This window comes from Actinoplanes sp. M2I2 (assembly GCF_023544445.1).
Taxonomy (GTDB): Bacteria; Actinomycetota; Actinomycetes; order Mycobacteriales; family Micromonosporaceae; genus Actinoplanes.
Genome location: NZ_JALPVJ010000041.1, coordinates 1 through 24,867, shown reverse-complemented (window position 1 = coordinate 24,867; position 24,867 = coordinate 1). Strand labels below are relative to the sequence as shown.

The following is a 24,867-nucleotide window of genomic DNA, read 5'->3' as shown; positions in this document are numbered from 1 at the left end:
GAATCAGGATGCGACGCGGCCCGGTGCATCCGGTACGAGCCGGAAGATCCGCAGAGTGCGACCGGAGCGTTCGTCGTAGTCCCGGTAGGCCGGCCACACCCGCAGCAGGAGGGGCCACACCCGTTCCCGGTCCGGCCCCTCCAGCAGCGTGGCGCGCACGGCGGTCGTCTCGCCGGCGATAATCATCGTGGCCACCGGGTCGGCCAGCAGGTTGCCCGACCAGGCCGGGTGCCGGGTCTGACCCCAGTTCGAGCCCATCACGACGTACGCGTCACCGTCTCGCGCGTACAGCAGCGGCCGCTCGCGAAGCAGGCCGCTGGTCCGCCCGCGAGTCGTCAGCAGCAGCGTCGGTGGCGCCGTCTGCCACCCGATCACCGAGAGGCGCCCCCTCGTGAGCCGAATCAACCGCCGGTCGAGCGGCATCAGAAACCGCCCGGCGGCGGCGAACCAGCGCCGGTGACCAAGTCGGACAATCATCTCGCTCAACCGCATGGCACATCCAAGCACGGGTGGCGCGACTCGCTCCGCGCGCCTGCGGTGCCGGCCTTGACCGTGTGCCGGGGACACGGTGTCGACTCGGCGGAAACCGCTACGGAGGGTCCACACCGTGAAAAGACCAGCACGCAGATTCGCCGGCCTCGGCCTGATGGCCGGCGTCCTTGTGGTGGCAGCCTGCACATCCGGGTCGGGGGAACAGCCGGCCGCCGACCCGAGCGCATCGACCGCGGCCTTGGACCGGTTCTACGCGCAGAAGCTGGAATGGCGCGCGTGCAACGACGACTTCGCCACCAGTAAGCGCGAAGCCGAGGTCCTGGCGAAGGCCCCGGCCGAGTGCGGGTGGCTGACCGTCCCGCTCGACTACGCCGACCCGGGTGGTGAGGCCGCCGCCGTCGCGGTCCTGCGCGTCAAGGCCCGCGGGAAGGCCCAGGGTTCTCTGCTGCTCAACTCGGGCGGTCCCGGCGGATCCGGGGTCCTGTTCGGGGTGGCAGTGGGCACGTTGTTGCCCGAGAGCCGCATCACCGAGCGCTTCGACCTGATCGGGTTCGACCCCCGCGGGGTCGGCGCCACCAAGCCCGCGGCCGACTGCTACTCCGAGAAGGGCACGACCCGGGGCGACAAGGTGTTCCCGTTGGTCGCGCAGAACGCCCCTTTGACGGAGGAGGACACCCGCGCGGTGCTGGACCGCTGCGCCGCCGGGTCCGGCGGCGCGAAGGCACTGACCCAGATGGGCACGCGCACCACTGCCCGCGACATGGATGTGCTGAGAGCGGCGCTCGGCGAAGAGAAGCTGACGTTCCTCGGCCAGAGCTACGGCACGCGGTTGGGTACCGCCTACGCCGAGCAGTTCCCCCAGCGCGTCCGGGCCATGGTCCTCGACGGCGGCTTCGACCCGCGCCAAGGCACAGTTGAGCGCCGGCTCCTGGCGTACGGCGGGTTCCAACAGGCCTTCACGGCGATGGCGGCCGCGTGCGCCAAGGACGCGACGTGCCCATTGGGGACCGACCCGAAGGCGTGGACGTCGAAGTTCCAGGCGATCGTCCAGCCACTGCTGGACCGTCCCGTGCCGGCCGGGGACCGCAAACTCACCTTCGACGACGCGCTCGGCGGCGTGATCAACGGCCTCTACGACCCGGCGAAGTGGCCCACCGTCGTCGGCGGCCTCGAGCAGGTCCGGCAGGGACGCGGTGACAAGCTCCTCGAACTGCTGGCCGAGAACGAGGGCGGCGAGGCCGACACCGTGGTGAACGGCAACCAGACCGAGGCGGCGTTCGCCATCAACTGCATGGACGAGCAACGCCTCACCCCCCAGGACGTCATCCGGCTGCGCACCGAGACGTACGAACTCGCGCCCTTCATGAACCCGGGCAACGACCTGGCCGAGGGCGCCCGCGACGCCTGTGAGTTCTGGCCGGCCCAGCCCACCCTCGGCATCCCGTACGGCCAGAACATCGCGGGTCTGCCGAAGACACTTGTCGTCTCCATCACCGGTGACCCCACCGCCCCGCACAAGGGCAGCATCAGTCTGGCCGAAACCCTGGACAGCGCCCTGCTGACCGTCAAGGGCGAGGGCCACACCATCGTGTCCTCCGGGGCCAACAAGTGCGTCGACACGATCGCCTCGGATTACCTCGTCGACCTCAAGCTGCCGGCCACCATGCCGACCTGCACCAAGTAGGGCACCGTGCCTCCCGGTCGGCGGCGCTGACGACCGGGAGGCACGGGCGTATCCATTCAGCCGGCTCTCGCCTATCCGTTCGTCCTCTGGTCCCAGCCCTCTTGGGGAGTCGCACAGGTGCCGCGGAAGACGTACTGCGACGGCAACCGGCGGTGCTCGCTGGTCCAGTCGATCGGCGGCCGGCGTTGCTCGGCGGGCAGATAGCCGAGCCGGTACACGGCCATCAGCTCGAGATCGTCCGGCACCTTGAGCAGGCCGACGATCTCGTCCCAGCGGCCGGGCACCTCCATCGGGAAGGAGACGAACTGGATGCCCATCCCGATCTCGACCGTGGTCAGCCACAGGTTCTCCATCGCCGCGCCCATGCTGAAGAGCGAGTAGAAAGAGGACAGCTCCCCCGGACGGTACTCGGACCGGTCGAGCATCACACCGAGCAGCAGCGGGGAGCCGGCGACGAGTTTCCGGTTCTCCTCGCCCAGGTTCTGCGGCACCCGCATGGCATTCATGAGCTTCTGCCCCCGGCTGGTGAACACCTGGCTGGTGAACGGGCGCAACGGCGCGGGCAGACGGTCGAACAGCATCCCGTCCCGCCGGCGTTCCATCTCCTCCTTGCTGAATCGGAAGTAGGGCTTGTAGCGCTCGAAGAACGTGCCGTTGGACATCGCCTCGGTCATGCTCTCCCCGCTGATCCGGGCGATGGCCTCGATCGTCGGGCGTTCCTCCACGATCACGAACCGCCACGGCTGGCTGTTCAGCTGCGACGGGGCCCGTCCCGCGACCTCCATCAAAAGGCGCTGGTGCTCCTCGGAGACCGGGTCGGGCAGGAACGCGCCGTTGGTCGTCCGGCGACGACGCACCACATCGAGAAACTCCATCAGTGACTCCTCCAGACGGAAACGAGAGCGGCCGCGTACGCCGGCGCCGCCGACCCGGCCAGGGCGGCATGCCGGCGGACCCGTCCACCGGCGTACGGCAGTGCGGCCAGGGGTCCGAGCGCCGGCAGCAGCGCGAGACCGGCGGGCCGGCGCTGGACTGCGCTTGCGGCGACCGCGATCACGGTGAGCGAGACGGTCGTGCTGAACAGGGCGTGATGGACCCAGCGGATCCGCCCGTTGTCGATCACCTTCGCGGCGACGGCCGCGCCGAAGGCGGCGTTCGCCGCATAGCTCACCGCGGCCGCGGTGACCAGGATCCGGCTCATCAACGGCCCCTCTCGCAGCTGAGCAACAGGCGTTGCGGAAACATCGGTGTCACTCGCCACCCCGGTGGGACGGCGGCTCGCAGCTCGGCGCACCGATAACTGCGGCGGATCGAAAGCAGTCCATCCTGGTGGACGAAGGAGCGGCGGGCGAACGGCAGGGTCGCGGCGGCATACAGACCGTAGCCGGCGCGCCCTCGAGCGAGGTCGTTGTGGATGACCAGGCGGCGGGACAGAGCCCGGCTGTCGGCCAGCAGGGCGGAGAGCTCCACCGCGTCGAGGTGGTGCAGAAGATGATTGGATATCACCAGGTCGTACCGGTCACCGCGGGCGACCAGGTCAGCGCTCGACGCCTGTTCGAAGCGGACTCCGGCGTCGGGCAGCCGGCGCACATGACGCAGGGCGCGCTCGTCCGGATCGATGGCTGTCGTCCGGAGCGAGAGCCCGTCGCGGGCCGCCCAGCCGGCCAGAGCGCGAGCGATGTCGCCACCGCCGAAGCCGATGTCCAGCAGCGTCGTCGGCCGGCGAGCGTCCAGGCGCGGCCGGATCCGTCGCCGGTAGAGGCGCCGCCAGCCCGACACGAGCCGGTTGACGGCAGTGAACTGGCGGTAGGTGCGTTCGAGCCGGTCGAGGTCGCAACCGGGATCGTCCATCAGCTCCCGTGATTCGGTGTCCCGTCGGGCGAGCCCTCGCACGCCCGCTGTCCGGCTACTGCTCATGGTTCTCCCATCGCACGTTGGCCGACGTCACGGATGATCCATGGCGGCATCATTACCCGCTTGGCAGTCAGGAACGCATCGATCGGAGTTCGCCGGCACTTTGGTTTTTCCGTTGCGGGAGAAAAGGGCAAGGGCGACGGCCGGGCGGGTGCCGGCCGTCGCCCTGGTAGGCGCCCTACGACCAGCGGCGCAGGATCGCTCGGGCCGGCACGGTGACGGCGACCAGGGCCAGGCCGACGGCTGCGACCACGAACGATCCGTACGTCAGCGGGGCGATGTAGGGCGCATCGCCGGTCGTCCCCCTCATCATCGGGAACAGCGTGGCGGCCGCGATGGCCGAGCCGAGCAGGATGCCCGCGACGGAGATGAGCAGGCTCTCCCAGTGGAGCATCGCGAGGACCTGGCGCCGGGTGGCGCCGACCAGACGGAGCGTCCCCAGCTCCCGGCGGCGATCGACGACCGTCATCACCAGGGTGTTGAGAGCGGCGATGGCGGCGAACCCGCCGAGGACCGCGGCCATGGTGTTGTTCAGCCAGGCACCCGTTTTCGCATCGAGACTCCGTTCGGTGGCGTAGCCGGCGGCGTCGGTGACCGTACCCAGAGGGGCGATCGATTCCGCCGAGCCACCCCGGACCAGCAGCGTGCTGTCGAAGCTCGAGGTGACGTGCCCGGCCAGCGACGCCCGGTCCATGGTCACCGTGGCCAGTCCGAGGCCGCGGCCGTACACCGCGATGATCTCGGGATCGGCCCGGCTGCCGTCGGGGAGGTGGAGCGGGAGCCGGTCGCCGACCCCGCGGCCGGCCGCGGTGGCCAGGGTCGTGTCGATGGCGATCCGGTCACTGCCGAGCCCGTCGAGGCTGCCTTCGCGGACGTCCAGGTCCTGCACCTCGGTGAGCTCGGCGCCGGAGCCGGTGACGGCCTGGACGGCCGCGCCCTGCAATGCCTTGAACTCGCCCGAGCCGACCGGGATCAGCACCTGGGTCTTCAGCACGGCGACGGCGGCTTGCACCCCGGGCGTACGGGCGGCGTCGGCCGCCGCCGTGGCCGGCAGCCCGGCCGGGTCCGTGACGATGTGGTCCGCCGTGATACCCGCGCGCAACTGCTTGTCGGCGGCCCGGTTCTCGCTCGTGTTCATGAACACCAGGGTCGAGGCGAAAGCCATGGCCAGCACGATCGGGGTGATCGCCGAGGCGAGACGACGGGCGTTGGTCCGGGAGTTGGCGGCGGCCAGACCGGCGGCCGGGCCGGCGCCGCGCAGCGGCAGCCCGAACAGGCCCGCGAGCAACCGCGCCACCAGCGGGCCGAGCAAAGCGACGGCCATCATGAACAGCATGACGACGCCGAGACCGGCACCGGCCGCGTCGTTCCCGGCCGAGCGGGCCGCGACGCCGCTGAGCACCGCGCCGCCGACGAGAGCGGCGAGGCCGAGGACGGTACGGATGCCGCCCGGGCGCAGACGTTCGATCGACGCCTCGGTGAGGGCCTGTCCCGGCTTGGTCCGCGCCGGCCTGCGACCGGCCGCCCAGCCGGCGCCGAGCGCCGTGAGCAGCCCGACGACGACGGCGGCGAGCAGGGGCATCGCCGAGATCTGCAGCTGCACCGCCTCCGGGATCGCGCCACGATCCTGCAACTGGTCGAACCACCAGTGCGCGAGCCCGAGGCCGGGCAGGAGGCCGGCGATCCCGGCGAGCGGCGCGATCAGCAGCGCCTCGGCGGCGACGGCACGGCGGATCTGCCGTGGCGTGGCCCCGACGGCCCGCAGCAGCGCATACTCCCTGGCCCGCTGGGACACCGAGAGGGCCACGATCGAGGCGGCGGTGAGGATCGCCACGATGACAGCGATGCCACCGAACGAGCCGCCGATGCCGAACAGGATCTCCTTGGCGTAGCTGAGACCCGGATCCTCGACGGCGCCGCGGTCGTCGCCGAGGTGCACCTGGGCTCCCGAGCCGGCTACGGCCTCGCCCACCGAGCCGGCGAGTGCGGCGGCATCGGTGCCGGGCGTCGCCATCACGGCGATGGCGTCGGCCCGGCCGGGATGCCCGGCGAGGACGGCGGCCTCGGTGTCGGCGAACCAGGCGAGTCCGCCCGCGGCGCCCGCGAGCTCGGCGATGCCGGCCACCCGGAAGTCCTGCCGCCCGACAGCGGTCTCCAGCGCGACGGTGCCGCCGACGGCCGCCTGCGTGGCCTGTGCCGTGCCCGGGTCGAGCACGACCTCGCCGTCGCGGGGCGCGGAGCCCTCGGTCAGCGCGGCGCCGGTGAAAACCTGCGAACCCCAGCCGTGCGCGGTGAGCGCACCGCCGGGCACGGCCGCGCGTACCGGGAAGGTGAAGTCCGCGACAGCCGTGGCCGCACCCGGGGCCGAGGCGGCCCTCGCCGTGAGCCCGGCGTCCAGCCGCTTCGTGTCGGGCAGGGGCACCGCCTCCCTCTCCTGGTCCTCACCGCTGCCGGTGACGACGTACTCGTTCTGGTCCATGGCCACGATGACCGGCGCGTTCGCGTAGCGTTGTGGCGGCACCGACGCGCGCAGGCTGGTCTCGAGCAGGATGCCGGCGGCCGCCACGATCAGCGCGGACATCAGCAGGGCGAGGAAGGTTCCCGCGAACGACGCGGGTTTGAACCGGATGGCCGCGCGGGCGAGTCCGTTGGGACGCATCATGCCGCCGCTCCCGCCATCATGGTCGTGCGCGAGGTGGCGGAGGTGAGCGCGGTCATCCGGGCCGCGATCTGTGCCGCCGAGCCACGCTCGAGATGGCCGGCGAAGGCGCCGTCCGCCAGGAACAGCACCCGGTCGGCCCACGCTGCCGCGGCCGGATCGTGGGTGACCATGACGACGGTCGAGCCGAGGCCGTCCACGGCGTGCCGGAGCAGGCCGAGCACTTCGGCGGCGGTGCCGGTGTCGAGGGCGCCGGTGGGCTCGTCCGCGAAGATCACGTCCGGGTCGCTGATCAGGGCGCGGGCGATGGCCACCCGCTGCTGCTGGCCACCGGACAGCTCGCCGGGCCGGCGCCGGGCCTTGTCGGCGAGCCCGACCCGCGCGAGCACCTCGGCCGCGCGGCGATGGTCCTGACGGTGCCCGGCCAACCGCATGGGCAGCAGGACGTTCTGTTCCACGGTCAGTGACGGCAACAGGTTGAACGCCTGGAACACGAAGCCGAGCCGGCTGCGACGCAGCTTGGTCAGCTCGTCCTCGTTCATCCCGGTGATCTCCGTACCCCCGAGGCGCACGGAACCCTCCGTCGGCCGGTCCAGCCCCGCGGCGGATTGCAGGAAAGTGGACTTGCCGGATCCCGACGGGCCCATGACGGCCGTGAAGGTGCCGCGCGGCAGGGCGAGATCGATGCCCGCGAGTGCGTGGACGGCACGCGAACCGCGGCCGTACCGTCGCCGGACACCGCTCATCTCGACCGCGAGACCGGTGTCGACAGCGGGAGCGGTCGAAGGTCCGGCCGTCCTCTGTCGCTTGTTGCGTAGCTTCATTGCTTCCTCTCATGGCGTTCCCGTGCTTACGGAAGAAGAGTGCGGGGACGGTGCCGCTGCCGGCGTCATCCCTGGGGATCGAGCCAGTGGTACCGGGGTAGGGGCGTCCGGGGGATGGTCCCGGCGCCCCCCGCTCGCAGCAGTCGGCGTACATCCGTCGTAGCGGCCCGCATACATCCCGCGCCCGACGCGACCCGGCCGGGCCCGTTCCTAGCGTCGATATCGAAGACATCGACGGAGGGAAAGTCATGCGGGAGCGCGACCGTTTCATCGACGGGCTCCGTGCCCTGGCCATCCTGGGGGTGGTCACCGGGCACTGGATGGTCGGCGCCTTGGTGGCGACTCCGGAGGGCCTGCGGATCGACAGCCCACTACGCCATCTGGACGGCCTGCATCCGGTCACCTGGCTGCTGCAGATGCTGGGTCTGTTCTTCCTGGTCGGCGGTTACACGTCGGCCCAGGGACTGCGCCGTGCCCGGGCACGCGGCGAGACCGACGCGCAGTGGGTGCGCCGTCGGCTGTGGCGGATCGGACGACCGGTGATCGCCGCGACGACGATTCTGGCCGTGGCACTGCCGCTGCTGGGCATCCTCGGGCTGGGTAGCGCCACCGCGCGGACGACCGTGGTGCTGTTTCTGCAGCCGTTGTGGTTCATCGGCGTGTACGCGGTGATCAGCGCTCTCACGCCGTACGCCCTCAGACTCGACCGCCGGGGCGGGCTCCGGATGGTCCTCGCGTTCGCCGCAGCCGTGGCCGTGGTGGACGTCCTTCGCTTCGGCCCGGACGTCGAGCCGGCCGCCGTCGGCTACCTGAGCGTGTTGCCGGCCTGGTTCTTCGCCTATCAACTGGGCGTGGCGTGGTCGGCGGGACGGGTGGACCGGCGGGTCGCGGCCGGTCTGGTCGCCGCCGGCCTGGCGGTGTCCGTGCTTCTGCTCGCCGTGCTGGAGTATCCGGTGAGCATCGTGAGCGTGCCCGGCTCGGCGCGGTCCAATTCGAACCCGCCGTCGCTGATGGTCCCGGCCCTGGCCGCGATCCAGATCGGCGTCGTCCTTCTCCTGCGCGGCCCGATCGAGCGGCTGCTGCGCCGGCGCCGGGTCTGGGCGGTGGTGACCGGCCTCAACCTGAGTGCGATGAGCGTGTTCACCTGGCACCAGGTGGCGCTCGTCGGGGTCTCGGAGCTCGCCCGCCGGGTCGGCACGCTGCCCGGCCTCGGTGACGCGCCGGTCGACGCGGGGTGGGTCGCCGCCCGGTTCGCCTGGTACCCGGTGCTCGCGCTCGTCCTGGCCGGCATCGTCGTGCTGGTGCGCCGCTACGAGCACCCGGTGAAGGTTCCCTCCGGCGATCGGATCTCCGGCGGGACGGCGTACCGCAACGAGGTGCCTACCGCCCGCGGGAGCCGGGCCCGCCCGGGCTCACCAGACCGGTCTCGTAGCCGAACACGACGGCCTGAACCCGGTCCCGCAGACCGAGCTTCCGCAAAATCCGGCTGACATGGGTCTTGGTGGTCGGCTCGGCGATGAACAGCGACGCGGCGATCTCGGTGTTGGACAGGCCGAGCGCTATCAGGCGCAGGACCTCGCGTTCGCGGTCGGTCAGGGCGTTGAGCGCGGTCGCGCCGGCGGGACGGTGCGGCCGCGCCTCGACGAAGCTCTCGATGAGCCGGCGGGTGATGTTCGGTGCCAGCAGCGCCTCGCCGTGGGCCACCACCCGGACGGCCCGGACCAGCTCCTCGGGCTCACTGTCCTTGAGCAGGAACCCGCTGGCGCCGGCCTGCAGCGCGGCGTAGATGTAGTCGTCGAGGTCGAACGTCGTCAGCATCAGCACCCGCGGTGTGTGGCCCACCGGGCGTTCCGGGCCGAGCAGCGCCCGGGTCGCCGCCAGCCCGTCGAGCACGGGCATCCGCACGTCCATCAGCACCACGTCGGGCCGCAGCCGGTGGCTGCGCTCCACCCCGGCCTGCCCGTCCTCCGCCTCGCCGACGACCTCGATGCCGGGTTGTGCCTGCAGGATCGCCCGGATGCCCATCCGGATCATCGACTGGTCGTCCACGATGAGCGCGCGGATCACTGGTCCTCCCCGATCGGCAGGCGTGCCGTCACCCGGTAGCCGCCTTCGTCGCGAGCGCCGGTCTGCAGTGTTCCGCCGACCTGCCGGACCCGCTCGCGCATCCCGGTCAGCCCGTGACCGGTCGACCCGGAGGCCTCCATCGGCTCGGCCGGCCCGGACGCGGCCTCGTTCACGACCGACAGCACCAGATCACGTCCTTCCAGATCGATATTGATCAAGGTACGGGCACCGGGGGCGTGCCGGATGACGTTGCTCAGCGACTCCTGGATGAGGCGGTACGCGGCCAGGCCCACGCGTTCCGGCACGGCTGCCGCTCCCCCGGCATCGCTCCGGCGTACCTCGACCGGCAGGCCGGCCCGCTGTGCCGACGCCATCAGGTCCTGAAGCCCGCTCAGGTCGGGCACCGGGGCCAGCTCGGCGTCCGCATCCTCGGCGCGCAGGACGGACAGCAGCTGCCGCATCTCGCGCATCGCCGCTCGAGCGCCGGTGGCTATCCGTTCGAACTCGGCCTCGGCGTCCGGGCCCAGGCTTTCGATCCGGTACGACGCGGAGGTCGCCTGCATGTGAATCACGGACATGCTGTGGGCGACGACGTCGTGCAGTTCGCGGGCGATCCGGGTGCGCTCCTCGGCGACAGCCCGATGGCTCTGCTCGACCTCGATGTTGCGGCGCGCGTCGGAGAGTTCCCGCCGGACCTGCCGCCAACGGCGGATCAGCATGACGGCGCCCAGCACGCCGGCCGACAGCGACGGATACAGAATCTCCATGACCAGCCCGTCGCCGACCGATCGGCCGCCCGGGTCGAGCAACGCCACCACGGGGATGAGCAGAGCGCTCATACCCCAGGTCGCCGCCGCGGCGCTCCGGTCGTAACGGGCCGAGACCAGGCCGAGGTGCGCGATCAGCGTCAGCAGGCCCGGCACGGTGAGCGGCCACGTCGATACCGAGCCGGCCGGGAGGGCAGTCGCGACCACCACCACGGCGAGCAGTTGCAGCGCGGTCGCTTCGCGGGGCCGGACGAGGACCAGGGGCAGCGCGGCGCTCTGGGCGATGCCCGTGAGGACCGCGACCATCGGGTTGATCCCGAACAGTTGAGCACCCAGCGTCGCGTTGACGGGCAGGAAGATGAGCGCAAGCCCACCGGCGACCAGCCACCACAGCAGCCACGACAGGATCGGCCGGCGCTGCCGGAGGTCGATCCCGGAGGGCCCGGGAGGAGCCACCGGCACTCCGGCACGAGGGGCGGCCACGCTAGCCGGGGTCGATGCGGCTCAGCAGGCCCCGGACGGCGCGCAAGGCATAGTGCGAGCGAGAACGCACCGTCCCCTCCCGGATACCCAGACTCGCGGCGGTCTCGGCCACCGACCGATCCGTCCAGTACAACGACACCAGTACCGCTCGCTGTCGATCAGTCAACCGCGCCAGGGTGTCCCCCAACACCTGCCGATCGAGCAGACGGCTGGTCTCATCGGGAACCGCCGCAGCCGCCACCCCGTCAGCTCCATACACCTCGGCCGGCCGGGCCCTCATGCTCCGGACCGCGTCGATCGCCACGTTCCGCGCCACCGTGAACATCCAACGGCGACGCGCCTCGACACCGGCAGGCAAGTCGTCGACCCGCCGCCAGGCCCGCAACATGGTCTCCTGAAGCAGATCCTCGGCATCCTCGGGCCGACCCGACAGACGTACGAGATAACGCCTCAACTGGGCCGCGGTAGCCGCGTAGAGCTCACACATGCGCTGCTCCCGCACCGCCGCATCCGCCTCGGATCTCGGATGAACCACAACGAGCATCGCCGGTCCTTCCACTCAGTACGCCATCGGCAACGAAACCAGCGGCCCGTGCTCATCGGAGCCGAGCTGCTGTTTCGACTTCTTGAGTGGAAGCCGTGTTCTCACGACACAGTCAAGCGCCCCCTCCACAGGGTCAAGTCCGCTTCGATCGCCGCGCCTGACTCCCCTGCGAGTCGGCTCAGCCGTCGAACGCCTTGACCATGTGCCAGGAACACGGTGTCGCCTGGTCTGACAATCCCGGGAACACCAAGGAGGTCAGCGATGCGCGTCTTTCACCGGTTCGCCGTCGTCGAAGGACATCGGCTCTTCTATCGGCAAGCAGGGGACCCCGGCGCTCCGGCCGTGGTGCTGCTGCACGGATACCCCACCAGCTCGTTCATGTTCCGTGAGCTCATCGGGAGGCTGGCCGACCGGTACCACGTGATCGCACCCGACCACCTCGGCTTCGGCCAGTCCGGCACGCCCACGATGGAGGAGTTCGCATACAGCTTCGACGCCCTGGCCCGGCTCACCGCGGGCCTGCTCGGGCAGCTCGGAGTCCGCCGGTACGCCATCTACGTCCAGGACTACGGCGCGCCGATCGGATGGCGGCTCGCCCTGAGGCCCGACGCTCCGGTGACCGCCGTCATCTCCCAGAACGGCAACGCCTACGAGGCCGGCTTCGTACCCGATTTCTGGGCCCCGGTCTGGGCCTACGCCGAGAACCGGAACCCGCGGACCGAGGCGGCCATCCGCCCGGCCCTGGGCCTGGACGCGATCGTCTGGCAATACACCCACGGCGTACCGGATCCGAGCGTCGTCAGTCCTGACACCTGGACCCTCGACCACGCACTGCTTCAGCGGCCGGGCAACGACGAGGTGCAACTGCGCCTTTTCGCTGACTACCCGACGAACCGGGCGATCTATCCCCGGCTTCAGGAACACCTGCGCACTAACCGGATTCCCGTTCTGGCGGTTTGGGGCCGCAACGACGAGATCTTCTCGGCCGACGGGGCGAAGGCCTTCGGCGAAGACCTGCCCGACGCCGAGGTGCACCTCGTGGACGGCGGCCACTTCCTGCTGGAGAGCCACCTGGACGATGTCGCCGACCTCATCCGCGACTTCCTCGGCCGGCACCACCGAGGAAGTCAGCGCTCATCTTGACTGTGTTCCCGGAACACCGATTTCACTAGGAGAGATCACCAGGCAGAGCCCGCAACGCAGGGATGGGAAAATCACATGGCCGTCGAGTTCTTGCACCCGGACGGATTGCTCCGGCAGACCGACTATTTTCCGGTCGCTGCCGCGACCGGGTCCCGGCTGATCCTGCTGGCCGGCCAGGCCGGCGTCACCCCCGACTTCCGGCCGGCCGCACCGGATCTGGCCGGTCAGGTCCACGCCGCGCTGCGCAACATCATCATTGGTGTCCGCGGCGCGGGAGGGGACGCCGGCGACCTCGCGCGACTCACCTTCTACATCGTGGACTGGGTGCCGGAGAAGTGGGACGAGGTTCTCGCCGGCATCGCGCGGGCGCAGGCCGAGGGTCTGCCCGCTCCGACTCCGCCCATCAGCATCATCGGCGTCCAAGCTCTCTTCACACCCGATTTCTTCGTGGAGATCGAAGCAACCGCCGTCCTCGACTGAGATGCCGCCGACGCCCCTCCCCTTTCGTGAAGGATTCTCCGCATGATGCCGTCCTCCGGCCCCACCGGATCGAGGCCGACGGTCGAGACTCTGCCGTTGCCGCACCGACTCTTCCTCCTCAGTCTCCAGGAGGAGAAAGGCCGGCTCGACGCCGACAGCGAACCGGTTCGTGGATCGCTGCTCTCCGCGGCCGCGGTCGCCGAGCTTCGCATCGCCGGCCTGCTGCACGACCGCGGCGGCAAGGCCGGGCGAACGAACACCCCGGCACCGGCCACCATCGACCCGTTCCTCGCGCAGGTGCTCGGCGACGTTCCGCCGGACCAGCCACGAAGCTGGTTCGACGTGCTGGAGAGCCGATGGGACAAGGCCGAGCGCTTCGTCCAGGAACAACTTGCCGGCGCCGGGCACATCACGATCGAGCACCATCAGGTCTTCGGCCCGATCCGGCGCAAGAAGATCGTCACCGTCGATCCCGCGCAGGTTCAGGCGCTGCGGAGCCGGATCCGCGACGCGGTGCGGACAGACTCCGCACCCGCATCCGTCTCGCTCGGGGACGCCGTGCTCACCACCCTGGCGGTCGACGGACTGGTGGGCACCATGTTCCGCTGGCGCGAACTGAGAACGCACAAGCCGGCCATCCGCGCCCTGGCCGATCGGGTCGAGCAGGAGTTGCCGGGCCTGCGCAAGGCCCTGTCCTATTCCATCGCGCTGCGCCGAAGCGCCTGACCGCCGGCGAGAGTTGCCGCACGGACCGCATCCTCCGCGACGCCATCCCGGCGCTACCGTTCGCGTTCGTCTCCCGCGTCGGCCCCCGGGTCTACGCGAGGCGTCGACGCGCGCTCCACAACGACTGACCGACGAAGGATCGAGCGACGGCCGACCCGGACGGCCCGTACCCGGTGATCATCGGGGCCGGCCGGCCGTACGGGGAATGGTCAGCTTGACCGACCAGCCACCGTCCGGAGTCGGGCCCGCGGACAGGGAGGCCCCGATGAGGCCGGCGCGCTCGCGCATGCCGATCAGTCCGAAGCCGCGATGGCGACGATCGGCCCGCGTCTGCCGGGCGGAACCCGGGCCGTTGTGAATCTCGAGCACACTGGCCTCCTTCCGGTGATCGATCGTGATGGTGACCATGGCGCCGGGTGCGTGATCGCGGGCGTTGGACAGCGCCTCCTGCGTCACGCGGTAGAAGGCCAGATCGGCCGCCTCCGACAGGTCACCAGGCTGGCCGGACACGATCAGCCGGGGCCGGGCCTGCGTGTCCGCGTGGCCGGCGACCAGATGTTCGATCATCACCAGACCGGGTACGGGCGCGCCGCCGTGGGGCAGTCCCGGTTCGGCCGGGCCGGATTCTCGCAGGGCCCCGACGACCAACCGCAGATTCTGCAAGGCGCTTTTCCCCTCCGTACGGATGGCGGCGGCACTCCGGCGAGCCGCGTCCGGATCCCGGTCGAGCATGCGTTCCACGACGGTCGCTTGCACGATGAGGGCGGTGAGGTGGTGGGCGGCCACATCATGCAGTTCCCGGGCCATCCGGGTGCGCTCGGCGGCGAGAGCGGCGTCGGTCCGCACGCTCAGGTTCTCCGCGGCCTCGGCGGCGCGAAGCTCGACCATCTCGGTGTACCGGCGGCGAATCGTGGTGTTGCGGCCGAGCGCAGCCGCTGCGCCATAGAGGGTCGCCGAGAGAACAATCTGCACCACGATGCGCGAGATCAGCGGGGGCGATGCAGGGACGGTCGACGCGAGGGCGGCCGGGATCGCGCTCAGCACCACGAAGCTTGCCGTCTCCGTGAACGCCGCGAGCCCAGCGACCAGCGCAGCGCTGCGCTTCGGCATCAACGTGCCACAGGAGTAGACGGCGATGGCCAGGGCCGCTCCGCGGAGGCCCTCCCCCGGCCCCGCGGCCAGAGCCAGGCCGATCTGCAGGGCCAGGACCGCGGTGAGGCACCACATCGGCCGGACCCGGCGCAGGCACAACGCCGCCGCCTGCGCCACCAGCAGTCCCGCCACCACGAACGGCGGGCCATCGGTGAAGGTGGTGACCGTGCCGGAGATGCCGGGAAGCAGAAGCAGGCCGGCCGTCACGCCGGCAACGAGGATCGCCAGCGCACTGTCACGCCGCAAGGGCGTCGTCAGTCCCAGCGCGTCCAGTCTGCTGTCCCAGTCGCGTCGCTTCCGATCGGCTGACCCGCCGAACCCGCGGGGCTTGTCCATCGCTGCTCACCCATTCGCGTTCCCGACGTGTGCCGGCACCGATGCTACCGACGGGACTCGGCTCACGGTGATTCTCGAGGCGTACGGCAGCGAAGTTCCTACCTGCGGCGGAGCCGTCTCCGTCGGAGGTCGCAAGGCACAGTTCATGCCCGCGCCAGATGTGCCGGCGAGGTCGGGGAGGGCAGCCTGATGGTGAGCTCCACACCGTTCGTTCGAGGGAACCACCATGGCGGGACAGACCCCGAACCATCCACGTCCGCGCCTGTTGATCGCCCTGGCTGTCCTGGCCTCGGCGGCACTGGCCGGTTTCGTGCTGTCCATCAGGTCCGAGGCGGCCACCACGCCGGCCACCGAGACCCACATCGGCTGGTACGGCATCGTCCGCGAATCCGTCGAGATCGTCATGGACGTATGGGTACGGCCGAACTGAGCTCTCCCCGGGGTGCCTGCCTAGAGCTTCAGGGTCTCGTCGCGGTAGACGAGCTCTGCCTGAGTGCGGCTCGTCACCAGCTCACGATAGGCCTCAGCGATGGCGTCGGGTTGAGACTGGGGTCCGCCTTTTCCGATGTACGCGGCAATGGCCACGTGTGCCGCGTAGACGCCGTGGGGTTCGAGGGCAGCATGCAGTTGGAGGGTCCAGTTGCGCAGCGCCGCCGTAGCAGCGCCGACGCTGCCGAGCGGCGGGTGGATGACGGGCCCGGACGAGGCGCCCGTCGTGACGACGATGACGCCGGAGCGCCTGGCCGTCATGGCGGGCAGCACGGCTTGAACCGCGGTGATGCCGCCGTGCAGGTAATAGTCGATCTGCGGGCCGACGGCCTCGACGGTCAGATTGACGGCGTCGACCGGAGCGAGCGCCACCGAAGGCGACCGGCTCGGCGGCAGCGCCGAGCAACGCAGCCCTCGGACGGGAGTTGACGGCGCGGGGCCGGCCCGCCGCGAGTAGGCTGACTCCACGCCTCGCACCACCTGGTCATGACGCCGTCGGATCAGTCGCCGGCACTCACGAGTGCGGCGCGGAGCTCATCCACGAAGGCACTGACCGAATCGTGTGCGCAGGTGACGAAGCGCAGCCGGCCATCGTAGGTGGTGACCCCGGTGACGTACTCCCCTTCGACCTGGCACAGCAGAATCGGTCCCCACAGGGCATGGGGGCGCACCGGGCCCACATCCGGGATGTCCTGAACGCCGAGGTTGCTGATCATGATCTCGTACGAGAGTGCCCCCACCATGAAACTCTCGGCGAGCTCGCTCCCCGCATCGGCGGGGATGAACTGCTGCGTCAGCGCCGATGCACCGCCGATTCCGGCCGGCGACCTAGCGGCAGCGATGTCCTTGCCGATCACTCGGGCCTGATCCCACACCGTCGAGCCGTCATGGGGAGCCATCCCGGTGCGCGTTGCGGTCAAGTAGTCCACACAGTCGTCGCCGGCACCGATGAGGCTCCGGAAGTTGATGTTCGTGACCGTCCTGACGAACTGTTCCGTGCGCTCCTTGGCGCGGACACCGGAAGCCACCGCCGTGATCAACGCATTTACCGTCGTTCCTTCGGCACGACACCTTTGAATCAGCCGACCAGTTTCGGCGGCGGTCAACTCGGCCGTGTGAATGTCAGGGGCGGCACTGCGGTCAAAGGGCCTGAGCGTAGCGGGACCGACCAAGCGCCGGTCGCCGTCCTTCGCCTCAGGGATTCGCCGATCTGATTCGGGCAGAGACCGGGCGAGCATCTCCTCCTGGGACGGTGGCAGCGTCAGCGGCGTCAGCGGGTGGTCGTTCAGAGCCATCACGAGGTCCCGCATGATGCGGATCGCCGAGATTCCGTCCGCGACGGTGTGATCGAACGTCAGCAGGATGGTGGAACCCTCCCCGTCGCCGACGAGGACCGCCCGCATCAAGGGAGCTTCCGACCGGTTGAACGGCCGGCTGAGTTCATCTGCGGCATGTGACCGCCATTCGGACGATCTTTGTTGAATCTTCGTGAGACCGACCGATCGTACGTTCCGGGAACGGACGAAGGTCAGCCGAGTGTCCGGCAAATCCTCGATGTGCGCCGAGAGCAACGGATGGCGCTCCTGCACAGCGGCGAGCGCAGCACGCACTCGCTTTTCGTCCAGGGACACCCGAAACTCCGCGGCGACGGTGAAGTGCAGCGGATTCCGCTCGGCATAGCGGTAGTAGAGACGCTCGAACGCACCGAGAGGCCGCAAGACCCCGCTCGACTGCGTTCCCGGCCCAGAGGCCTGAAACACTCCGGCTGACGACATGACATCCCCTTAGCGATGAGGCAGCGACGGCGACGGGCTACCCGGCAATGCTTCTGGTGGCATGTGAGAGGCCTCGGCGATCGGGCGCCGGGCCGTAAGGCATGCTCACCGCCGCGACGATGTGATCCGCCGCCATTTCCACGAGCCCAAGACAACACTGTGTTGTCGGAACCTGGTCACCTGAGTGAGACCTACATCTCAGAGACCTGACGGAACACAGGTCCGCGAAACCTCTCCGGCTGTTGGACGGCGGCGGTCCGCAACGGGGATGCGTCTCATCAGGAGGCGTCGTGCTGCTCGCGTATCAGGGCGGCGACGCGGGCCAGCGCGGCGCCGAGGTGGCGTTGCTGGGCGGCGCTCAGCGGCTCGAACACGAGTTGCCGGACCCTTTCGACGTGGGCCGGGGCGCTCTGTTCGACCTTCTTCAGGCCGGCGTCGGTGAGCGTGGCGAGGGTGTAGCGGCCGTTGCGCGGGTCGGGGCTGCGGGTGACCCATCCCTGCTGCTCGAAGCGGACCATCACTTTGGACAGCCGGGGTTGCGTGCTGTCGCACTGGGCGGCGAGGTCGCTGAGTCGCATCGTGTGGGTCTCGGTCATCGACAGGCGGGCCAGCACGCTGTATTCGAAGTTCGAGATGCCCTCGTCGCGCTCCAGCTGGCGGTCCAGCAGCGTGGGCAGCGCGACGACCACGGTGCGCAGGTCTTGCCACACCTTCTGCTGCTCGTCGTCGAGCCAAAGGGGGTCGCCGGTCATCCCAGCAGCTTAAACCGTTGCCTCTTGACTTGCCTAGGCAAGTGAGCGATGCTTGCCTCTCACTTGCCTAGGCAAGTCAAAAGGCAGCACAATCAGGAGGAGTAAGCCGTGAAGGCGATGCGCTACCACGAGTTCGGCAGCACCGACGTTCTGCGCTCGGAGGAGGTGGCCCGGCCGGTCCCGGGCCCCGGCCAAGTGCTGGTCAAGGTGGTCGCCACCTCGTTCAACCCGGTCGACGACCACATCCGGCTGGGCGTGCTGGCGCAGATGATCCCCACCCCGCTGCCGATCACCCCGGGGCTGGACGTCGCCGGCGCCGTGGCTGAGCTCGGCGACGGGGTCGGCGGGCTGCAGATCGGCGACCCCGTCATCGCCATGTTCCCGCTGGATCAGCACGGCGGAGCCGCCGAGTATGCGCTCGTGGCGGCCGACCTGGTGACCGCCGCACCCCGCAGCATCACCCTGACCGACGCCGCCGCCCTGCCCCTGACCGGGCTCGCCGCCCGTCAGGCGGCAGTCGAGCTCGCCGGGATCAGGGCCGGGCAGACCGTACTCGTCAACGGGGCCGGCGGTGCGGTGGGAAGCCTGGTGGTTCAGCTCGCCGTCGAGGCCGGCGCGGCGGTCACCGCCGTCGACGGCGCCCAGCACGCCGACCGGCTGACGGGATACGGCGCGGAAAAGGTCGTCGGCCCGCTGGAGCTCGACGCCGGTCCGGCTGTCGTCGGCGGCCCGTTCGACGTGGTGATCAACCACGTGCGCCTGGCCCCGGACGACCTGGCCAGGCTGACCGCGTACGTGAGTGACGGGGGCATCGTCGTCAGTTCGGCCGGCCCGGTACCGGCCGACGAGACCCGCTCGGTCCGTACGGCGTCCGTGTGGGTCGTCCCCGACGGCTCCCACCTGGCCGACCTCGTCTCCCGGGTCGACAACGGCGTCCTCAAGCTGCACATCGCCGACCGCCGGCCGCTGGCCGAACTGCCCACCGTCCACCAGGACTCGGGCAACGGCAAACTACTCGGCAAGACGGTCATCGTCGTCGCCTGACCTGAGGACGGCGGCCTGAAGAACTGCCGGGCCGGCTGCATGGCGTGGTTCGTCACCGAGGGCCGCGCCGCCTCACGCGTTCAGCGGGTCGCCGGTGAGTCCGAGGCAGTCAGACTGGCCAGGAAGGCAGCAACCTTTCCGGCCGTACGCTCGATCTTCTCCTGCTCGGTGAGCGACTCCTGCAGGCGCGTGGCCGGTCCGGCCGACTTCTTGCCGCGCAGATACAGGGAGCAAGCCAGATCGGCGCAGATGTAGGTGCCGACGGAATTGCCGCGCTGACCACTGCGACCCGCCTTGACCGCGGTCATCAGCGACACACCACCCGGGTTGTGGATGGTCAGGCAGAGCGAGCACATACTGCGCCGCGGCTGCCCGGCTGTCGGGGAGGCCAGGCGCAGAGCCACCCCCAGCAGGGTGCCGCCGGACTCGGCGACCAGATAGGCCCGCTGCGGTGATCGGGGGTCGCGCCACCCGAGGAAGTCCAGATCGCCCCAGGGCCGCTCGACGAGGTCGGTGGGTACGGCCAAGCGTTTGGTCTCACCCTTGGTGCAGTTGACGAACGATGCGCGGATATCGCGCTCGGTGAGAGGTTCCATGACTCAAACCTACACCTATTAGGCTGACGCAACATACTTTTTGTTTTGCGCCTAAGACCTTTAGGCTATCTCCCGGTGGCAGCTCGAAGAGACGAACTTCGTCGATCGCCCGCCGGGCGCGCGTCGTCGCGAAGGCGTAAGGGACTTCTACCGACGCGAAGGCGTCGCCGCGGGTGCGAGTCTGACATCGACGACGACCGTGAGAGCGGCCGCCTGCACCAGGAAGGGGGGCTGACTTGGCCTGGAGCACCCGTGAGCTCGCCGAACTGTCCGGCACCACGGTCAACACCATCCGGCATTACCATCGGCTCGGCCTGCTCGAGGAGCCCGAGCGCCGGAACAACGGATACAAGCAGTACCAGGTGCGGCATCTCGTCAGCCTGCTGCGCATCCGGCGGCTCACGGAACTAGGTGTTCCGCTGGCCCAGATCCGCCCGGAAGGCGACTACGGCCCGGAACTGCTGCGCCAGATCGACGCCGACCTCGCGGTCGAGGTCCAGCGTCTGGGCCGAGCCCGCTCGGACATCGCCGTCATCCTGCGCGGAGGTGGGCCGGCCGACGCGCCCGCGGGCTTCGAGTCCGTCGCGCCGCGTCTGTCGGCCTCCGACCACTCCCTCCTGCATGTCTTCACCCAGCTGTACGACCAGGACACCATGCGGGACCTGCGGCGCATGGTGGAGGCCGGCACCGATCCCATCAGCGCCGAGATCGACGCTCTGCCACCAAACGCCGACGAGCGGACCCGGCAGAGCCTCGCCGAGAAGCTGGCGCCGACGCTGGCACAGCACCTGGCCGACTATCCCTGGCTGAACGACCCGGCCCAGCACCTGTCCAAGGACAAGCACGTCACCCAGCAGACATTCGTCGACGCGGTGGTCGCGCTCTACAACCCGGCCCAGCTCGACGTGCTCAGCCGGGCCGGCGCCCTCGCCCAGCAGCGACTGAGCCAGTCGCTCGCGGCGGACATCTCGTTCACACGTGGCGGAACGTCCGGCGGATCTCCGCCGTGAGCAGTTCCGGCTGTTCCCACGCGGCGAAGTGCCCGCCTCGGGGCAGTTCGTTGTAGTGCACGAGCTTGGGGTATTTCGCCTCCGCCCAGCGCCGGCTGGCGAGGTAGATGTCACGGGGGAAGATGCTCACGCCGACCGGTACCTCGACTCTGGGATCGCGATAGCTGCGGAAGCTCTCCCAATAGATGCGCGCGGACGAGGCGGCGGTTCCGGTCAACCAGTACAGCGTGATGTTGTCCAGCATCTCGTCCCGGCTCAACAGAGCTTCGGGGTCGCCGCCGTGGTCGGTCCACTGCTCGTACTTCTCGTAGATCCAGGCCGCCTGCCCCACCGGGGAATCGGTGAGCGCGTAACCGATGGTCTGCGGACTCTGGATCTGCTCGTGCTGGTAGCCCGACTCGTTGGCCTGGAAGTCACGCTGACGGCGCAGCGCCCGCTCCTCCTGCGAGTTCGTGGCTTCCTCGTCGCCATAGGTCGGGAACATGTTCGAGTGGATCGCCCGGACCGCGGGCTCACCGATGGCGCCCAGCGCCGTGGTGACGGCATGCCCCCAGTCGCCGCCCTGCGCGACGAAGCGGTCGTAGCCCAACCGTCGCATCAGCTCGACCCAGGCCCGCGCGATCCGCTCCGGTCCCCAACCGGTCTCCGCCGGCTTGCCGGACAGCCCGAAGCCGGGCATGGACGGCAGCACGACGTGGAAAGCGTCCTCGGCGACGCCACCGTGTGCTCGCGGGTCAGCCAGCCGGGGCGCCACCTTCAGGAACTCGATGACCGACCCGGGCCAGCCGTGAGTCATCACGAGCGGGGTCGCGTCCGGTTCGGGCGAGCGCAGGTGCAGGAAGTGGATGTCGAGCCCGTCGATGCGGGTGGTCGAGGGGTCCAGCGCGTTCAGCCGGGCCTCGCACGCCCGCCAGTCGTAGCCGTCGCGCCAGTAGTCGCACAGTGCCCGCAAGTTCCGCGACGGCACGCCCTGACTCCAGTCCCGCACCGGCTCGGGTTCGGGCCAACGGGTACGCCGGAGCCGCTCGCGCAAATCGTCGAGCGCAGCCTCGGGAACAGCGAAGGGACGTGGCTGGATCGCGTCACTCATGAGGGGCACCGTTTCCGGACTCGCGTCGTTCCGCCTCGGCCAGAAACGCGGCGAGGTCGTCGTAGCCGTAGTGAAGCGCCAGTTGCCGGGGGGTGTGGCCGGTGTGCGACCTCAGATCGAGCCGTGCGCCGGCGTCGATCAGGATGCGAGCCGCTTCCCCGTGCCCGTGCCAGACCGCATCGTGCAAGGCAGTGAAGCCGTTGTAGGCGCCCTGCGCGTCCAGATCGAGCGAGGGCGCGCCGGTCCGCCCGGATGTCGTCAGCGCCCGCAGGACGTCGGCATGCCCGGCGAACGCGGCTTCGTGGCCCGGCGTCGCCTGCATCAACCCGGTGAGCCGCCGCGGGTCCGCCCCCGCGTCACGCAGCGCGCGGACGATCTCGGTGTGCCCGTCGCGAGCGGCCAGCCCGAGCGGGGTGTAGTCGTCGTCGTGCCCGCCGACCTCCGGCAATCGCTCGTCGAGTGGTGCACCGGCGGCGATGAGCCGTTCCACCTCGGGAAGGTCGCCGGCCTTGACCGCCGCCGGCAACGGCAGGGCGTGAACCCGGGCCGCGTCCGCGTCGTCTCTGGCTCGGATGAGACCGGCGATGTCATGGGCCTCGTCCTGCCGGGCCAGATCGAGCGCCGTCTCCCCCCAATGATTTCGGATGGTCGTCCGGGCGCCCCGCGCCAGCAGCAGGTGGACCGCGGCCTCGTGCTTGTGCTGGACCGCGTCCATCAGGGGCGTGTGCCCGAGCCGGGGAGACTGCTGATCGACGAACGCACCGTGGTCGAGCAACAGACCGATGACATCGGCATCGCCGGATTGCGTCGCCTTGTGCAAGGCGGTGGCGCCCATGCGCGGCTCGACCGCGAACACGTCCGCGCCCACCGTCAGCAACAGCTCGACCACGTCCGACCGGCCTAGGCCGGCAGCGATCATCAGAGGCGTACAACCGTCGGAGTCGCGGAGATCGGGATTCGCCTCCGACGAGAGCAGTTCGCCCACCGACACCGCGTCGCCGGCTCGGATCGCGGCTTCCCAGGTCATGTTCATCCTCCTTTTCCGCGTCACCCGCGGCCAGCAGGGCAGCGCCGATGCCGGTGCGGGAGCCGGACCTTCCTCTTGGCTCGTGAGAGCTGGTGGTTCTATCAGAAACCGTGTGCTCGCCACACAGTCAAGGGCAGCGGGGGCTTGAGGGAGAAGGCCGTAGGACAGCTCACCCGTCGCGGTCCACCTGCCGTCCGTCGGAGTCTCGAGCAATTCCCGAACGATGTCCGCCCAGCCGGTCCAGCTCGGGGCGCTGCAGGATACGAGCGGCCTGCGACGTCGCGAACGGGGCCAGACCGACCATCAGCGCCGCGGTGATGACGGCTACCCCGCTCGCTGTGTTCGAATGCCGCGACGTCGCCGGAGACTCGGGCGGTTGCTGTGCCATGGGCGGGCTCCTTGAACAGGCTGGGCGGGAACGTCGGACGACCGGGCCGGGCCGCGATACAACCGTGCCGTTCATCGCCTGACCAGTACATTCGGCGCGAGCACGAACTTCGGCTTGCGACTTGCGACGGAGGTGACCGGCAGGATCTGCGTCGCCGGCAGGAAATGTCGTCGCTCGGCCAGGCCGGCCGGGTCACGCGGACACCGGCGTGGGTAGCATCGGTGTCGGCCGCCCGTCGGTATCCCGCCGCCGGAATCAACCTTCGTGTACGCAGCGACGCCGCCCTCGCCGCCGAACGCACCCGGACGGCGAAGGGAAAGAGCCCCGAGGTGACGGTCAAGATCGACCACCGTAAGGAGGCCAGGCTCATGATCACGGTGCTGCTGGTCGACGATCAGCCGCTGCTGCGGGCCGGCTTCCGCTCACTGATCGAGCTGGCCGAGGACATCCAGATCGTCGGCGAGGCGGCCAGCGGTCCCGACGCGGTGGCGCTCGCACGTCGGCTGCGTCCCGACGTCGTGTGCATGGACGTCCGCATGCCGGGCGGCAACGGCCTCGACGCGACCCGGGTCATCGTCAGCGAGATCGACCCGCCGCCGGCTGTCCTGGTGCTGACGACCTTCGAGCTTGACGAGTACGTGTTCGGAGCGCTTGAAGCCGGCGCGAGCGGCTTTCTGCTCAAGGACACCGACATGGACGAGCTCATCGAGGGGATCCGCCGGTTGGCCGCCGGCGAGGGCCTGGTCGATCAGACGGTCACCCGCCGCGTGATCACTGAGTTCGCGCGCCGGCGCCCGGCCATCCCCACCCCGGCGCCCGGGCCGGCGGCCGATCAGCTCCTGACCTCTCGCGAGGCCGAGATCGTACGATTGCTCGCCGGAGGCCTGTCCAACGCCGAGATCGCAGCCGAACTCGTCGTCGAGGTCAGCACCGTGAAAAGCCACCTCCGGCGGGCCATGGCCAAGATCGGTGCCCGCGACCGCCTCCAGACCGTCATCTGGGCCTACCGCAACGGCGTCGCTCCCCTGGACAACCCGACCTGAGCCGACGACGTCGAGCCTGGCGTCCGCGCTGTCAGCGAGAGACCGTGACGTGCCAGCAGTGAGTGCCAGATCACCGGTCCTTGACTCTGTTCCCGCCACATGGTGTCGCATCGACGGCGGAAGGCGCCGAGCCCGAAAGCCGGTCCATTTCGGTGGACCGCGCGTCGAGACGTCGAAGGTCGGAGCATGACTGGTATCCAGCCCGCATACGCAGACGACGAGGGTACGCGGCGAGACGATGCGCTCTCGAACGCATGCAACGCCGAGTACACCAGCCGGCCCGACACCGGCCCGGTCGAGGGCACCTCGCCGCTCGGCCGCCCGTGCGTGGCGCAGCCGGAGCGGTGGTGGCCGAACGCCGGCGAGGATCCGGTGGCTTCGT

The 24,867-nt window shown here is 69.9% G+C and carries 27 protein-coding genes; 10 read left to right on the top strand and 17 right to left on the bottom strand.

From position 1 onward, the window contains the following. Positions 1-3 precede the first annotated feature (3 nt). On the bottom strand, positions 4-477 hold the full coding sequence (locus HJC40_RS43725) for a nitroreductase/quinone reductase family protein (RefSeq protein WP_250009757.1): 474 nt from the start codon (positions 475-477) through the stop codon (positions 4-6). 130 nt (positions 478-607) lie between these two features. On the opposite strand from HJC40_RS43725, the gene HJC40_RS43720 reads away from it, so the two are divergent. Beyond that, positions 608-2,176 (top strand): alpha/beta hydrolase, encoded by a 1,569-nt coding sequence (locus tag HJC40_RS43720; RefSeq protein ID WP_250009756.1) that lies wholly within the window; start codon positions 608-610, stop codon positions 2,174-2,176. A gap of 71 nt (positions 2,177-2,247) precedes the next feature. Here the strand turns inward: HJC40_RS43720 and HJC40_RS43715 are convergent, their stop codons facing one another. The 5 genes from HJC40_RS43715 to HJC40_RS43695 all read right to left on the bottom strand — a co-directional run bounded on the left by HJC40_RS43715 (position 2,248) and on the right by HJC40_RS43695 (position 7,573). Continuing rightward, positions 2,248-3,051: a nitroreductase family protein gene (locus HJC40_RS43715; protein WP_250009755.1), complete on the bottom strand. Its 804-nt coding sequence runs from the start codon at positions 3,049-3,051 to the stop codon at positions 2,248-2,250. Then, positions 3,051-3,377, bottom strand: coding sequence for a hypothetical protein (locus HJC40_RS43710; RefSeq protein WP_250009754.1), 327 nt, complete (start codon positions 3,375-3,377; stop codon positions 3,051-3,053). Before HJC40_RS43710 ends, HJC40_RS43715 begins: the two co-directional genes overlap by 1 nt. After that, on the bottom strand, positions 3,377-4,093 hold the full coding sequence (locus tag HJC40_RS43705; RefSeq protein ID WP_284044578.1) for a methyltransferase domain-containing protein: 717 nt from the start codon (positions 4,091-4,093) through the stop codon (positions 3,377-3,379). Before HJC40_RS43705 ends, HJC40_RS43710 begins: the two co-directional genes overlap by 1 nt. A gap of 175 nt (positions 4,094-4,268) precedes the next feature. After that, on the bottom strand, positions 4,269-6,752 hold the full coding sequence (locus HJC40_RS43700; protein ID WP_250009751.1) for an FtsX-like permease family protein: 2,484 nt from the start codon (positions 6,750-6,752) through the stop codon (positions 4,269-4,271). Further along, complete coding sequence (locus HJC40_RS43695; protein WP_250009750.1) at positions 6,749-7,573, bottom strand: ABC transporter ATP-binding protein; 825 nt, start codon at positions 7,571-7,573, stop codon at positions 6,749-6,751. Before HJC40_RS43695 ends, HJC40_RS43700 begins: the two co-directional genes overlap by 4 nt. Before the next feature lie 248 nt (positions 7,574-7,821). Between HJC40_RS43695 and HJC40_RS43690 the strand changes: the two genes are divergently transcribed. Then, positions 7,822-9,063 (top strand): acyltransferase, encoded by a 1,242-nt coding sequence (locus HJC40_RS43690; protein ID WP_250009749.1) that lies wholly within the window; start codon positions 7,822-7,824, stop codon positions 9,061-9,063. Here the strand turns inward: HJC40_RS43690 and HJC40_RS43685 are convergent. Genes HJC40_RS43685 through HJC40_RS43675 form a run of 3 tightly spaced genes read right to left on the bottom strand, consistent with a single transcriptional unit; the run spans position 8,954 to position 11,434 of the window. Continuing rightward, a complete protein-coding gene (locus HJC40_RS43685) occupies positions 8,954-9,640 on the bottom strand; it encodes a response regulator transcription factor (RefSeq protein ID WP_250009748.1) in 687 nt (228 codons plus the stop codon). The genes HJC40_RS43690 and HJC40_RS43685 overlap by 110 nt on opposite strands. Continuing rightward, entirely contained in the window at positions 9,637-10,863 is a 1,227-nt protein-coding gene (locus HJC40_RS46490) for a histidine kinase (RefSeq protein ID WP_250009747.1), read from the bottom strand. The genes HJC40_RS43685 and HJC40_RS46490 overlap by 4 nt, the downstream gene beginning before the upstream one ends. A 28-nt stretch (positions 10,864-10,891) precedes the next feature. Continuing rightward, complete coding sequence (locus HJC40_RS43675) at positions 10,892-11,434, bottom strand: sigma-70 family RNA polymerase sigma factor (RefSeq protein ID WP_250009746.1); 543 nt, start codon at positions 11,432-11,434, stop codon at positions 10,892-10,894. A 261-nt stretch (positions 11,435-11,695) separates the two neighbouring features. On the opposite strand from HJC40_RS43675, the gene HJC40_RS43670 reads away from it, so the two are divergent. The 3 genes from HJC40_RS43670 to HJC40_RS43660 all read left to right on the top strand — a co-directional run bounded on the left by HJC40_RS43670 (position 11,696) and on the right by HJC40_RS43660 (position 13,783). Next, the gene (locus HJC40_RS43670; RefSeq protein WP_250009745.1) at positions 11,696-12,577 is read left to right on the top strand and encodes an alpha/beta fold hydrolase; all 882 of its coding nucleotides are present in this window, start codon (positions 11,696-11,698) and stop codon (positions 12,575-12,577) included. Positions 12,578-12,652: 75 nt separating this feature from the next. Next, the gene (locus HJC40_RS43665) at positions 12,653-13,057 is read left to right on the top strand and encodes a RidA family protein (protein WP_250009743.1); all 405 of its coding nucleotides are present in this window, start codon (positions 12,653-12,655) and stop codon (positions 13,055-13,057) included. Positions 13,058-13,099: 42 nt separating this feature from the next. Continuing rightward, positions 13,100-13,783: a GPP34 family phosphoprotein gene (locus HJC40_RS43660; protein ID WP_250009742.1), complete on the top strand. Its 684-nt coding sequence runs from the start codon at positions 13,100-13,102 to the stop codon at positions 13,781-13,783. A gap of 177 nt (positions 13,784-13,960) precedes the next feature. On the opposite strand, the gene HJC40_RS43655 is transcribed toward HJC40_RS43660, so the two are convergent. Continuing rightward, positions 13,961-15,271: a sensor histidine kinase gene (locus tag HJC40_RS43655; protein WP_250009741.1), complete on the bottom strand. Its 1,311-nt coding sequence runs from the start codon at positions 15,269-15,271 to the stop codon at positions 13,961-13,963. A gap of 226 nt (positions 15,272-15,497) precedes the next feature. Between HJC40_RS43655 and HJC40_RS43650 the strand changes: the two genes are divergently transcribed. Then, the gene (locus HJC40_RS43650) at positions 15,498-15,701 is read left to right on the top strand and encodes a hypothetical protein (protein ID WP_250009740.1); all 204 of its coding nucleotides are present in this window, start codon (positions 15,498-15,500) and stop codon (positions 15,699-15,701) included. 20 nt (positions 15,702-15,721) lie between these two features. Here the strand turns inward: HJC40_RS43650 and HJC40_RS43645 are convergent, their stop codons facing one another. The 3 genes from HJC40_RS43645 to HJC40_RS43635 all read right to left on the bottom strand — a co-directional run bounded on the left by HJC40_RS43645 (position 15,722) and on the right by HJC40_RS43635 (position 18,287). Next, a complete protein-coding gene (locus HJC40_RS43645) occupies positions 15,722-16,132 on the bottom strand; it encodes a hypothetical protein (protein WP_250009739.1) in 411 nt (136 codons plus the stop codon). 128 nt (positions 16,133-16,260) lie between these two features. Continuing rightward, entirely contained in the window at positions 16,261-17,535 is a 1,275-nt protein-coding gene (locus tag HJC40_RS43640; RefSeq protein WP_250009738.1) for a condensation domain-containing protein, read from the bottom strand. A 278-nt stretch (positions 17,536-17,813) separates the two neighbouring features. Continuing rightward, positions 17,814-18,287, bottom strand: a complete 474-nt coding sequence (locus HJC40_RS43635; protein WP_250009737.1) for a MarR family winged helix-turn-helix transcriptional regulator — start codon at positions 18,285-18,287, stop codon at positions 17,814-17,816. A gap of 117 nt (positions 18,288-18,404) precedes the next feature. On the opposite strand from HJC40_RS43635, the gene HJC40_RS43630 reads away from it, so the two are divergent. Beyond that, positions 18,405-19,331 (top strand): NADP-dependent oxidoreductase, encoded by a 927-nt coding sequence (locus HJC40_RS43630; RefSeq protein WP_250009776.1) that lies wholly within the window; start codon positions 18,405-18,407, stop codon positions 19,329-19,331. 80 nt (positions 19,332-19,411) lie between these two features. On the opposite strand, the gene HJC40_RS43625 is transcribed toward HJC40_RS43630, so the two are convergent. Further along, positions 19,412-19,927, bottom strand: coding sequence for an FBP domain-containing protein (locus HJC40_RS43625; protein ID WP_250009735.1), 516 nt, complete (start codon positions 19,925-19,927; stop codon positions 19,412-19,414). A gap of 236 nt (positions 19,928-20,163) precedes the next feature. Here HJC40_RS43625 and HJC40_RS43620 point away from each other — a divergent pair, with 236 nt between their 5' ends. After that, entirely contained in the window at positions 20,164-20,937 is a 774-nt protein-coding gene (locus tag HJC40_RS43620; RefSeq protein ID WP_250009734.1) for a MerR family transcriptional regulator, read from the top strand. On the opposite strand, the gene HJC40_RS43615 is transcribed toward HJC40_RS43620, so the two are convergent. The 3 genes from HJC40_RS43615 to HJC40_RS43605 all read right to left on the bottom strand — a co-directional run bounded on the left by HJC40_RS43615 (position 20,900) and on the right by HJC40_RS43605 (position 23,442). Beyond that, positions 20,900-22,027, bottom strand: coding sequence for an epoxide hydrolase family protein (locus tag HJC40_RS43615; RefSeq protein WP_250009733.1), 1,128 nt, complete (start codon positions 22,025-22,027; stop codon positions 20,900-20,902). The two genes, HJC40_RS43620 and HJC40_RS43615, sit on opposite strands and share 38 nt — an antisense overlap. Next, a complete protein-coding gene (locus tag HJC40_RS43610) occupies positions 22,020-23,054 on the bottom strand; it encodes an ankyrin repeat domain-containing protein (RefSeq protein ID WP_374273677.1) in 1,035 nt (344 codons plus the stop codon). The genes HJC40_RS43615 and HJC40_RS43610 overlap by 8 nt, the downstream gene beginning before the upstream one ends. Before the next feature lie 169 nt (positions 23,055-23,223). Beyond that, positions 23,224-23,442: a hypothetical protein gene (locus HJC40_RS43605; RefSeq protein WP_250009731.1), complete on the bottom strand. Its 219-nt coding sequence runs from the start codon at positions 23,440-23,442 to the stop codon at positions 23,224-23,226. Between the two features lie 164 nt (positions 23,443-23,606). Between HJC40_RS43605 and HJC40_RS43600 the strand changes: the two genes are divergently transcribed. Further along, positions 23,607-24,485: a response regulator transcription factor gene (locus HJC40_RS43600; protein ID WP_308201011.1), complete on the top strand. Its 879-nt coding sequence runs from the start codon at positions 23,607-23,609 to the stop codon at positions 24,483-24,485. A 186-nt stretch (positions 24,486-24,671) separates the two neighbouring features. Next, the coding region (locus HJC40_RS43595) for a hypothetical protein (RefSeq protein WP_250009730.1) at positions 24,672-24,867 on the top strand (196 nt) is incomplete at its 3' end.

Excerpts from the sequence above, each read along its gene's own strand:
- HJC40_RS43610 (WP_374273677.1), bottom strand. The coding sequence starts at position 23,054 with ATGACCTGGGAAGCCGCGATCCGAGCCGGCGACGCGGTGTCGGTGGGC.
- HJC40_RS43715 (WP_250009755.1), bottom strand. The coding sequence starts at position 3,051 with ATGGAGTTTCTCGATGTGGTGCGTCGTCGCCGGACGACCAACGGCGCG.
- HJC40_RS43700 (WP_250009751.1), bottom strand. The coding sequence starts at position 6,752 with ATGATGCGTCCCAACGGACTCGCCCGCGCGGCCATCCGGTTCAAACCC.
- HJC40_RS43710 (WP_250009754.1), bottom strand. The coding sequence starts at position 3,377 with ATGAGCCGGATCCTGGTCACCGCGGCCGCGGTGAGCTATGCGGCGAAC.
- HJC40_RS43600 (WP_308201011.1), top strand. The coding sequence starts at position 23,607 with ATGTCGTCGCTCGGCCAGGCCGGCCGGGTCACGCGGACACCGGCGTGG.
- HJC40_RS43705 (WP_284044578.1), bottom strand. The coding sequence starts at position 4,093 with ATGAGCAGTAGCCGGACAGCGGGCGTGCGAGGGCTCGCCCGACGGGAC.
- HJC40_RS43615 (WP_250009733.1), bottom strand. The coding sequence starts at position 22,027 with ATGAGTGACGCGATCCAGCCACGTCCCTTCGCTGTTCCCGAGGCTGCG.
- HJC40_RS43640 (WP_250009738.1), bottom strand. The coding sequence starts at position 17,535 with ATGTCGTCAGCCGGAGTGTTTCAGGCCTCTGGGCCGGGAACGCAGTCG.
- HJC40_RS43695 (WP_250009750.1), bottom strand. The coding sequence starts at position 7,573 with ATGAAGCTACGCAACAAGCGACAGAGGACGGCCGGACCTTCGACCGCT.
- HJC40_RS43690 (WP_250009749.1), top strand. The coding sequence starts at position 7,822 with ATGCGGGAGCGCGACCGTTTCATCGACGGGCTCCGTGCCCTGGCCATC.
- HJC40_RS43605 (WP_250009731.1), bottom strand. The coding sequence starts at position 23,442 with ATGGCACAGCAACCGCCCGAGTCTCCGGCGACGTCGCGGCATTCGAAC.
- HJC40_RS43625 (WP_250009735.1), bottom strand. The coding sequence starts at position 19,927 with ATGGAACCTCTCACCGAGCGCGATATCCGCGCATCGTTCGTCAACTGC.
- HJC40_RS43630 (WP_250009776.1), top strand. The coding sequence starts at position 18,405 with ATGCGCTACCACGAGTTCGGCAGCACCGACGTTCTGCGCTCGGAGGAG.
- HJC40_RS43670 (WP_250009745.1), top strand. The coding sequence starts at position 11,696 with ATGCGCGTCTTTCACCGGTTCGCCGTCGTCGAAGGACATCGGCTCTTC.
- HJC40_RS43665 (WP_250009743.1), top strand. The coding sequence starts at position 12,653 with ATGGCCGTCGAGTTCTTGCACCCGGACGGATTGCTCCGGCAGACCGAC.
- HJC40_RS43660 (WP_250009742.1), top strand. The coding sequence starts at position 13,100 with ATGATGCCGTCCTCCGGCCCCACCGGATCGAGGCCGACGGTCGAGACT.
- HJC40_RS43650 (WP_250009740.1), top strand. The coding sequence starts at position 15,498 with ATGGCGGGACAGACCCCGAACCATCCACGTCCGCGCCTGTTGATCGCC.
- HJC40_RS43675 (WP_250009746.1), bottom strand. The coding sequence starts at position 11,434 with ATGCTCGTTGTGGTTCATCCGAGATCCGAGGCGGATGCGGCGGTGCGG.
- HJC40_RS43655 (WP_250009741.1), bottom strand. The coding sequence starts at position 15,271 with ATGGACAAGCCCCGCGGGTTCGGCGGGTCAGCCGATCGGAAGCGACGC.
- HJC40_RS43725 (WP_250009757.1), bottom strand. The coding sequence starts at position 477 with ATGATTGTCCGACTTGGTCACCGGCGCTGGTTCGCCGCCGCCGGGCGG.
- HJC40_RS43635 (WP_250009737.1), bottom strand. The coding sequence starts at position 18,287 with ATGACCGGCGACCCCCTTTGGCTCGACGACGAGCAGCAGAAGGTGTGG.